Source organism: Micromonospora sp. NPDC049580 (assembly GCF_040675595.1).
Lineage (GTDB): Bacteria > Actinomycetota > Actinomycetes > Mycobacteriales > Micromonosporaceae > Micromonospora.
This window is the reverse complement of the sequence record NZ_JBFAPG010000242.1, coordinates 1-9,214: the sequence shown is the minus strand read 5'-3', so window position 1 is coordinate 9,214 and position 9,214 is coordinate 1. Positions and strand designations below refer to the sequence as shown.

Below are 9,214 nucleotides of genomic sequence, written 5' to 3'. Positions count from 1 at the left end.
CTTCCGATCTCGCCGATCGCGGGGTGCACGTGCGCGGCGTCGCCGACCAGCAGCACCCGGTCGGCGCGGTAGCGGGCGGCGATGCGGGTGTTGCCGCCGGTCAGCCGCCGCAGCAGGCCGGGGCCGTCGGGTGGGCCGAAGGGGACGTCGACGCCGAGCACCCGGCCGACGCTGGCGCGTAGCTCCGCCAGGGTCATGGGGGTCTCGTCGCTCGTCGGCGCGTCGGGCCACTCCGTCGTGCTCAGGATCGCCGGGCGGCCGGGGAAGGGCGCCCAGGCGATCATGCCGCGCGGGGTGCGGGTGTGCTGGAACGGCGGGACGACGCCGTAGCCGGGGGCGCACAGCCCGCCGGTCTCCGGGTCGAGGGATGACGCGGGGACGGTCACGGTGGCGGTGCGGGAGACCGACCGGTCGAACGTGGCGCCGGGAGTCGATGCCGGCGAGGCGGCGCACCGCGCTGCGACCGCCGTCGGCGCCGACGAGGAAACGGGACGTGAGCTGCGTACCGTCGGCGAGGTGAACCTCGACCGCGTCGGGGCGTTGGCGGAGGTCGACGACCTCGTGGCCGCGGCGCAGGTCGACGCCGAGCTCGACGGCGCGGGCGGCGAGGGTGGCCTCCAGCTGGGCCTGCGGCACGCCGAGCACGTAGTGCGGATTCTCCGCGAGCACCGTGAGATCCAGCGGGAACGCGCCGAAGGTGAAGGCCGGTTGGGGGGACGGCGGGGTGCTCTCGCCGCTGAGCCGCGCGTAGAGGCCGCGCCGGTCGAGCAGGCGGACGACCTGGCCGACGAGGCCGTTGGCGCGGGGCTCGCCTCCGGGCGTGGCGTGGCGTTCGAGGACGACAGGGTGGAGGCCGGCCAGAGCGAGTTCGCAGGCGAGCATGAGGCCGTTGGGGCCGGCTCCGACGATGAGTACATCGATCACGATCGTGATCCCTTCGGGGTGTGCGTCATCGCCGCGGCAGGCGCGGAACGCGACCGGCCCGCCGTGGGGTGTGACGCGGACAAGAAGTGGCTGGGGTGGTGCCGTGAGCGAGGGGCGGGCCTCAGCGGGGCGGCGCGGGGAGGCCGGCGGCGACCTGGGTGAACGCGTCGGTGATGAGGCGCTCGATCGGGGTGGGCGGGTCGGGGCTGTCGAGATAGTGCTGCATGGCGACGGCGACCGCGGCGCTGGCGGCGGCCGCGACGAGCCTCGGATACATGTCGGTGGCGAGGTCGGTGCCCGTGCGCTCGGCGACCGCGGCGGCCAACTCGGCCTCGGCGATCGCGACGGCGCGCAGCCGCTCGCCCTGCAGGGCAGGCTCGGCGAGCATGGTGCGTACGCCGGCCACCCACTGGGCGTGCGCGGGGGACGGCATGGCGTCGACCTCGGGGCCGCGGGTGAACTGCTCCAGCGAGGCCTGGGTGAGTGCCGCCCAGAGCGGCTCGTCGGCGGGGCGTTCCCGCAGCGCGGCGGCGGTGCGCAGGCTGCGGTCGAGGTGGCGGGAGGCGATCGCCTCGGCCTTGCTGGAGAAGTAGTTGTTGAAGGTGCGCGGGGAGACGCCGGCAGCCTCGGCGATGTCCTCGACGCGAACGTTGTCGTAACCGCGCTCCGCGGTGAGGTGGATCGCGGCCCAGCCGAGCGCCGCCCGCGTCTCGGCCTTCTTGCGCTCCCGCAGCCCCGTCATGCCACCACCCTAGCACTAGTTGCGCGCCCCGCAAATATGCGTGCCACGCAAACTGATGGTCGCCGGTGCCCAGCTCACCCGACGATCGGGTAACTCCCGATCCTCGGTGACCGGGCGGCCTCACTCGGCGGGGAGGCGGTAGCCGAGTCCCCGTACCGTCTGAATCAACTCGGGCCGACCCAGTTTGGCGCGCAGCGCCGCCACGTGGACCGCCAGGGTGCGCCGGCCCGACCAGGTGGTCTGCCACACGTCCAGCATGATGCGCTCGCGCGTGAGCGCGAGGCCGGGTCGACGGGCGAGCGAGGCCAGGATGTCGAATTCCTTGCGGGTCAACGACACCGGCCGGGCGTCCACGTGGACCGTGCGGGCCGAGAGGTCGATCCGCAACCCTCCGACGTCGATGACGTCGGACGGTCGCGGACCCTGCCGTGCTGTTCGCCGCAGCAACGCCTCGATGCGCGCCTGAAGCTCGTCCATCGCGAACGGCCTGACGACGTAGTCGTCGGCGCCCATCCGCAGGCCGACGATGCCGCCACGCTCCTCGCCCCGTTCGGTGACCGCGATGATGCCCAGCTCGGCGCTGCGTTCCCGCAGCGCCCGGCACACGGCGAATCCGTCGCCGTCCGGCAGACAGAGATCCAGCAGGACCAGGTCGCAGGGGGCCGCCACGAGCGCTGCGGCACCGGTCGACGCGTGTTCCACCTGATAACCGCACCGGCGCAGCGTCGAACCCAGGACCGCGGAGATCCGCCGGTCGTCCTCCACGAGCAAGATCCGCATCGCCCCGCCTGTCGTCGTCACGGCGCCCACCCGGCGCGGGGCGAGAGCGGGATCGCCGGCGGCCAGGGCGGCCGGCGACGTCGTCGACGCACCTCGTCAGTCCCGAACGACGGGGGGGTCGTTCCGCTGCGAATAACAGCCGACAGCGCTGAGCCGGCGCTGATTTCTGGCTGAGGTGGCGATCGGAGGGTCGGACGTCGAGGGCGCGAGGCATGGTTGCTCCGCCCGGAATACTGGTCCTTGAGGGACTCGCAGTCGAGGCGTCGCGATCGAACTTGAGAGAGTCTTGACCGGCGTCCCGGCTAGCCGAGCGGTGCCGCCTCGGCGGCGCCGATCTCCCGGAACAGCTCGTGTGCCGCCCGCCATCGGGTCTGAGCCGCCGACGGACGGCCCAGCGCCGCGTACGCGCCGCCGACGGTCATCAACGTGCGGGCGTACGCGAGACGTTGCCCTGCCCGGCGTTGGACGCGCAGCGCCGGACGGCCCTCGACGAGGCACCCCGCGGGATCGCCGAGGCCCAGTCTCGCGGCGGCGAGGCGGCTGCGCGCCTGACCGGCCACCAGCCGGTACCCACCGGCGCGGGCCGCTGCCATCGCACCGGTGGCGTGCTCGTGGGCGCTGTCGAACTCCTTGCGGGCCGCGCTGAGATCGGAGAGCAGCATCAGCGCCTCGACCCGGGCGCGCTCGTTGCCGGTCCGATCCGCCAGGTCAAGCACCAGATCGAGCCGGCGGCCCGCCTCTGCCAGCCGGCTCTGCCGCAGCAGTACCTCGGCGAGCGCGGTCTGGGTGACCACCTCCAGTCGGCCGTCCGGCAGTCCCTGGACGATGTCGAGGCCGAGGTGGAGCACCTCCTCGGCCTCCGCGTAGCGTCCCGCGTCACCGTGCACGCGGCCGAGCGTGGTGAGCGAAGCGGCCTCCTCGTGCCGGGCGCCGATCGTCCGGCCGACGCGCACCGCCTCCTCCGCTGCCGTCCGCGCCTCGTCGAGCCGGCCGAGCTCCCGGGCCACCAGCGCGAGGTTCTCGCTGGCCACGGCGGCGCCCAGATGTTGGCCGGTCGCCCGCAGCAACCCCATCGCCAGTTCGCCGTGCCGTGCGGCCGCGGCCAGCTCGCCCACCTCCTCGCAGGCGGCCGCCAGGTTTGCCAGCGTGCCGGCCTCGGCTCGGCGGTCGCCGATCTCCCGATCGATGACGAGAGCCTGCTCGAACCGGCTGATCGCGGCCCGGGGCCGGCCCAGCTGAGCCAGTGCGATACCGATGCTGCAGTGTGCCGCCGAGGCGCCGACCTGCCAATCGGCTCGGGCGGCGAGCGCCGCGACCGCCTCGTACTCGGCGCGGGCGGCGCGCAGATCGCCGGTACGCCAGTTCAGCAGTCCCAGGCTTTGTCGCATCACGGCCTCGCCGCGAAGGTCGCCGTCGCGGCGGGCCGCCTTGAGCCCGGTCCGGGCGATCGACCGCCACTGGCTCAGCGGCGTCCGCATGCGGAGGAAGTCGTACAGGGCGTGGGCGAGTTGCCACGCCATCCGGTCTCGGCCGTCGGCAGCCGCGTGTTCCAGCGCCGCCACCAGATTCGCCGTTTCCGCACCGAGCCATTCGCGGGCGGGTGCCTGATCGTCGAGCTCAGGGATCCGTACGCCGGTCGGCGGTGGATCCGGCGGCAGCCGTAGCCGCGACGGGCCGTTCAGCGCGGCGCTGGCCCGGGCGACAGCATGCAGGTAGAAGTGCAGCAGCCGGTGCACGGCGGCGGCATTGTCGGCCGCGTCGCCATGTTCGGCGGCGAGCTGCGCTCCGTACTCGAGCAGCAGGTCGTGGCTGACGATCCGGGCTGCCCGGGTGATTCGGATCAGGTGCAGTCGGGCGAGGGTGTCGATGAGCGGTTCGAGATCGTCGCAGGGCAGGCCGGTCAACGCCGCGGCCGCGGGTACGGCGAGGCCGGACGGTGCCGGCACCAGTCCGAGCAGCCGGAACACCCGACCCGCTGGGGCCGGGAGCGCCTGGTACGACAGCTCGAACGCGGCCCGGACGGCGGTGCTGTCGTCACCCTCGACCCGCAGCTGCGCGACCCGGCCCCGCGCGATCAGCTCGTCGAGGTGCCTGCGCACGCTCACGTGCGCCCGGTCGGCCAGGCGGGCGCCGGCGATGCGCAGGGCCAGCGGCAGGTGCCCGCAGATTTCGGCCAACTCCCGAGCAGCGGCCGGGTCGGCGTTGATCCGCTCGGCCCCCGCGGTGCCGACGAGCAGTTCCACCGCGTCGGCGGCAGGTAGGACGTCGAGAGTGAGCCGAGCGGCACCGTCCCGGGCGACCAGGCCGCTGAGCCGGTCCCGGCTGGTCACCACCACCAGGCAGTCCGGGCCGCCCGGAATGAGTGGCCGCACCTGGTCGGCGTCGGCGACGTTGTCCAGTACGAGCAGAACGCGCCGACCGGCGAGCGTCGAACGGTACAGCGCGACCTGCGCGTCCGGCTCGGCCGGTATCCGGTCGGCGGTGACGCCCAGCGCGTCCAGCAGCAGCGGCAGCGCCTCACCGGGGGTCCGGCGTGGACGACTGTGGAACCCGCGCATGTCCACGAACAGATGTCCGTCGGGGAAATGGTGGTGGACGTCGTGCGCCCACCGCACCGCCAGGCTGGTCTTGCCTGCCCCCGCTGGGCCGCAGACGACGGCGACCGGCGCCGCCCGCTCCTTCAGCGCCTCGTCGAGGAGGGCCAGTTCGCGTCGGCGGCCGACGAAGCCGGGGGTGGCCGCCGGCAGTTGCCGCGGCACCACGCCCGTCGGTTCCCGCACCCGCTGCCCCGCGGGTTCCGCGACGGGCTCGGCGCCGGCGAGCATTGCGCGATAGGCCCGCTGGAGCTCCTCGCCCGGCTCGATGCCGAGCCTCTCGACCAGGTTCTCGCGGACCCGACGAAACAGGGTCAGCGCGTCGACCCGGCGGCCGCACCGGTGCAGCGCGATGAGCACCGCCAGCGCCAGACGCTCCCGGGCCGGGTTGTCGGCTATGAGGTCGGACAGATCGTCGACGATGTCACCGTACCGGCCCAGCCGGAGGTCGAGGTCGGCTCGCAGCTCAACCGCCGCGAACCGCTCCTCGTTCAGCTGTGGGGCGACGAGTTCGTCCAGCCACGGGCCGGCGACGTCCGCCAACGCCGGCCCCCGCCATCGGCGCAGAGCGCGGTCGACCAGCTCACGAGCCTGCTGCGGCTCGCACGTGCGCGCGGACCGCAGTAGGTCCCGAAAGTCGTGCAGATCCACCGCGGACCGGTCGACGGTGAGCCGATAGCCGGTCCCCACCCCCACCAGCTCGGCTGTGCGTGGCGGCGGGTCAACCGAGTTGAGCAGGGCCCGTAGTCGGGAGACGCAGCCCTGTACCGCGTTACGAGCCGATGCGGGCGGTGCCGTGCCCCACAGTGCCGTCACCAGGCGATCGATGGGAACGATGTTTCCGCACTCCAACGCCAGCATGGCCAGCACGGTGCGTTGCTGCGCGGCCGACGGGCCCAGCCAGCGGGTGCCGTGCCACACGCCGACCGGACCCAGCAGCCGGATCTGCAGGCCGTCCTCCGCTTGGTCCACGCCCGGTCCGATCCGTAGGCATCCACGACGCTGGAAATGATCTCACCATCGACACGCAGCCGACGGCCCATCGACGCCCACCCCTGAATCAGCCGTCCGTGTCGTCGGTCACGCTCCTGCCGAGGCGTCTCAACGCCCTTCGGGACCTGGAGTCCACAACGGACAAGCCCGGCGCGGTGCGGCCGCCACTTGTCGTGGCTGCTTCGGTCAAGATCTGTTCAAGAACATCGCTGGGACCTGGACCCCTGAATTGTTCTCTTGAAACGGTGATGGGAGTGATCCAGAGCAGCGTCGATGTCCGGAGACACATTGGTGCTGCCCATCGTCCGGACGCCGTCGTCACCACCTCGCGAGGCACCGTCGTGTCAGGACCATCCGGAGCGCACTGGGGGCGCGCCGGGGGTCGATCAGCAGCACGGTCGAGGCGACCCCGGCGGGGTGGTCGACCGAGCAGCCCCAGTCCGCCGCGGCGTCGCTCCGGACTCGCGGGTTCTCGCTCGATTCGGGCGCCGATACCGGTAGATCGTCCTCAGGGACCAGATCCGAGGAGTACGCATGAACCAGGAAAAGGGACTATCGCGGCGGCAGATCCTCCGCGTTGGTGCCGTGGTGGGATCGACAGTCGCCGTGGTGGCCGTCTCGGGCGAGTCGGCATCGGCCGACCCGGGGACGGTCGCGGCACAGGCCGGCTCGCGCGGTGAGCTGGCCCGCGTGTCAGCGGTGGCGGCCGGCGGCGCCGTGGTGGGTACGCCGAAGGTGGCGAACCGCACCGCGATCCGGGCGGCGGAGCGTGTTCCGTTCGCCGGCTTCCCGGACGGAATCGCCCCACGACCGGGTGACCTGGTCACCGTGACCGACCTGTGGCCCGGCCTCGCCGTGGCCGCCGTGCCGGTGGTGCACTGGGTGACCGGAGTGCCGAAGCGCGACGGCAGCGGCTATGCGGTCGCGGGCCAGCGGCTGGCCGCCTCGCCGTTGCTCGACAAGCGGACCGCACGGCGGGTGCGGGTCTGCGTCCTGGACACGGAACTGGCCGACGCCCAGGTCCTCGCGGTCGTCCCGGCCTGAGCTGGTGCCGATGATCGACGCAACGGTGCGGATCGTCGCGGCAGCTGTCCTGCTCTACACCGCGGGTCAGAAGCTCGCCGCGCCCATCGCCTTCCGTCGCACGCTCGTCGCGCTCAGGATGCCGCGTCCGCGCGTGCTGGCACTGCTGGTCAGCGGCGCGGAGCTGGTCACCGCGGTCCTCCTGCTGACCGCACCGCGCGCCTGGGTGACAGCGGGCCTCGTGATCGCGCTCGGCGCGTCGTTCGCAGGTGCGGCGTCGATCGCTCTGGCACGGGGCGCCTCGGTGCGCTGTGCCTGCTTCGGCGGCACGTCCGAGGCGAAGCTGGGTTGGACGCAGCTCGCGCTGCTCCCGATCTGGCTCGCCGTCGCCTGGACGGCGCACCGCGACTCATCAGATCTGCTCGTCGGTCCGGACGCCGTCGCGGTGACGGCGCTGGTGCTGTGCCTGGCGACCGTCGTCCGTCAGCTGTTGCCTCTGGCCCTGCGGAGCTGGAGCTACCTCAAAGTGTTGGAGAGTCAATGGGCTTCCTCTGGGTCGTCGTCGCCGCATTGAGCGTGCTGATGGGGATCTGCGTGTTGGCGCTGATCGACCAATATCAAACCCTCGAACTGATCCGTACGTCCCTCAAGCTCGAAGACAACCCGTCGCCGATCCCGATCCCGATGGACGACTCGATCAGGCCCTCCCTGGTCGGGCTTCCGGCACGACTCGACGCGCAGCCGCATCTCGCGCTGCTCTTCCTGTCCGTGTCCTGCACGACCTGCCGGTCAATCGCGGAGGGCCTGCGCCGCAAGGACCTGGAACTGGTGTGGATCGTCCTGCAGCAGGCGCATTCCGAGCAGGAGGGCCGCGCCTGGCTCGAAGGACTGAACATACCAATCGACCGGGCGACCATCGATGTCGAGGAAAATGTCGCGCGGGCGATCGGCATCGACACCGTCCCGTCGGTGGTCCTCTACCGCTCGGGTGAGGCCTTCCTGGCCCAGACACTGCCGTCATTCCGGCAACTGCAACCGCTGTTGAACGCCCGCACCGTCCCGTCCCGCCTGCCCGTCGCCAAGGAAGGAACCGTACGGCTATGACCAATCAGATGGAGTGCGTGACACCGACCGAGACGGCGGTGCTCACCGACCGCCGTCGTAGCCGCCGATTCGCGCTCATGGGCGCGGCGTCCGCGGTCGTCGCCGGCCTGGCCACCGTACTGAAGGCATCCCCGGCGGTGGCCGACTGCCTGGGGTCGCCCTGCTGCTCGCTGGCCAGCTGCACCCGGTGCCACTACGCGGTCGAACCCGATCGCTACACCTGCCCGTCGGGCTATTACCGCACGTTCTGGACCTGCACCAGCGGCAGCCGCACGTACGGCTGCGGTGAGTGCAGCAAGAGCAAGACCTCGTGCTGGTCCGGTCCGTTCGCCTGCTCGATCTGGTACGTATGGTAGTTCTGTGGACGATCGTGCTCGCCGCGGTGGCGGGCTTCGCCCAGCTCTTCAGCCCTTGAGGCCAGTCCTTCATCGGAGTCATCCGCCCCTTCGTGCAAGGGGACTCGTCCCGTCTCGTCCGAAGCGGTCTGCGCTTCGTCGCCGTACTGTCCGTCGCGCACATCGCCATGGCGGGCTTCGTCACCGCGTCGCTGTACCAGGTCGGCACCCTGTTCGCCGGGCGGCTCGATGCCCAGCTCACCGTGGGGCTGTGTCTCGTGGCGGCACTGGTGGCGGCGGCCTTCGACGTACACGCGATCCGGACGGATTCGTACGCCCCCGGGCTGCGCCGACAGACGTCCAAGGAACTGGGCCATCGGGAGAACATCCCGTGGTGGGTTCCGCCGATGATCTGGGGTCTGGACACCGGGCTCATGTGGAGCACGTTCCGGGTGTCGGCGACGACCTGGGTGCTGCTGGTGGCGGCGCTGCTCAACGTCGCTCCGCAGTGGAGTGGTCTGGTGTTCGGTGGCGCGTTCACCGGTCCACTGGTCGTGGCGATTCTCGCCGGTCATGGAAGCGTGAGTGACCTGGGGCGTCCCGGGCCACGGCGGCTGGTGCAGTCCGCGGCGGTCGCCACGGCGTTGCTGCCGGCCATGGTGGTGGTCGTGTCGTCCGTGATCTGAGGTTCGGCCGGGGCCCGACGTGGGGCCCCGGCC

9 protein-coding genes and 1 pseudogene are annotated in these 9,214 nt (G+C 72.0%); 5 read left to right on the top strand and 5 right to left on the bottom strand.

All coding sequences use genetic code 11. The features are described 5' to 3' along the window. The 5 genes and pseudogenes from AB0J68_RS19410 to AB0J68_RS19390 all read right to left on the bottom strand — a co-directional run. A partial coding sequence (locus tag AB0J68_RS19410) for an FAD-dependent monooxygenase (RefSeq protein WP_363939738.1) occupies positions 1 to 386 on the bottom strand: 386 nt, incomplete at its 3' end. 100 nt (positions 387 to 486) lie between these two features. Then, positions 487 to 882: pseudogene (locus AB0J68_RS19405) on the bottom strand (FAD-dependent monooxygenase); the annotation flags it as partial. 163 nt (positions 883 to 1,045) lie between these two features. Further along, positions 1,046 to 1,666 carry a TetR family transcriptional regulator gene (locus AB0J68_RS19400; protein ID WP_354855527.1) on the bottom strand — a complete coding sequence of 207 codons (621 nt, stop codon included), beginning with the start codon at positions 1,664 to 1,666 and terminating at the stop codon, positions 1,046 to 1,048. 120 nt (positions 1,667 to 1,786) lie between these two features. Next, the gene (locus AB0J68_RS19395) at positions 1,787 to 2,446 is read right to left on the bottom strand and encodes a response regulator transcription factor (protein WP_363939736.1); all 660 of its coding nucleotides are present in this window, start codon (positions 2,444 to 2,446) and stop codon (positions 1,787 to 1,789) included. A 302-nt stretch (positions 2,447 to 2,748) separates the two neighbouring features. Continuing rightward, entirely contained in the window at positions 2,749 to 6,012 is a 3,264-nt protein-coding gene (locus AB0J68_RS19390; RefSeq protein WP_363939734.1) for a BTAD domain-containing putative transcriptional regulator, read from the bottom strand. A gap of 555 nt (positions 6,013 to 6,567) precedes the next feature. On the opposite strand from AB0J68_RS19390, the gene AB0J68_RS19385 reads away from it, so the two are divergent. From AB0J68_RS19385 to AB0J68_RS19365, 5 genes are all read left to right on the top strand, one after another. Continuing rightward, positions 6,568 to 7,077, top strand: coding sequence for a hypothetical protein (locus AB0J68_RS19385; RefSeq protein WP_363939733.1), 510 nt, complete (start codon positions 6,568 to 6,570; stop codon positions 7,075 to 7,077). Positions 7,078 to 7,087: 10 nt separating this feature from the next. Continuing rightward, positions 7,088 to 7,630, top strand: coding sequence for a MauE/DoxX family redox-associated membrane protein (locus AB0J68_RS19380; RefSeq protein ID WP_363939740.1), 543 nt, complete (start codon positions 7,088 to 7,090; stop codon positions 7,628 to 7,630). After that, on the top strand, positions 7,597 to 8,160 hold the full coding sequence (locus AB0J68_RS19375; protein WP_354855524.1) for a hypothetical protein: 564 nt from the start codon (positions 7,597 to 7,599) through the stop codon (positions 8,158 to 8,160). Before AB0J68_RS19380 ends, AB0J68_RS19375 begins: the two co-directional genes overlap by 34 nt. After that, positions 8,157 to 8,516, top strand: coding sequence for a hypothetical protein (locus tag AB0J68_RS19370; RefSeq protein WP_354855523.1), 360 nt, complete (start codon positions 8,157 to 8,159; stop codon positions 8,514 to 8,516). The genes AB0J68_RS19375 and AB0J68_RS19370 overlap by 4 nt, the downstream gene beginning before the upstream one ends. A 92-nt stretch (positions 8,517 to 8,608) precedes the next feature. Further along, entirely contained in the window at positions 8,609 to 9,181 is a 573-nt protein-coding gene (locus AB0J68_RS19365; protein ID WP_354855522.1) for a hypothetical protein, read from the top strand. The last annotated feature ends 33 nt before the right edge of the window (positions 9,182 to 9,214 follow it).

Excerpts from the sequence above, each read along its gene's own strand:
- AB0J68_RS19400 (WP_354855527.1), bottom strand. The coding sequence starts at position 1,666 with ATGACGGGGCTGCGGGAGCGCAAGAAGGCCGAGACGCGGGCGGCGCTC.
- AB0J68_RS19395 (WP_363939736.1), bottom strand. The coding sequence starts at position 2,446 with ATGCGGATCTTGCTCGTGGAGGACGACCGGCGGATCTCCGCGGTCCTG.
- AB0J68_RS19385 (WP_363939733.1), top strand. The coding sequence starts at position 6,568 with ATGAACCAGGAAAAGGGACTATCGCGGCGGCAGATCCTCCGCGTTGGT.
- AB0J68_RS19380 (WP_363939740.1), top strand. The coding sequence starts at position 7,088 with ATGATCGACGCAACGGTGCGGATCGTCGCGGCAGCTGTCCTGCTCTAC.
- AB0J68_RS19375 (WP_354855524.1), top strand. The coding sequence starts at position 7,597 with ATGGGCTTCCTCTGGGTCGTCGTCGCCGCATTGAGCGTGCTGATGGGG.
- AB0J68_RS19370 (WP_354855523.1), top strand. The coding sequence starts at position 8,157 with ATGACCAATCAGATGGAGTGCGTGACACCGACCGAGACGGCGGTGCTC.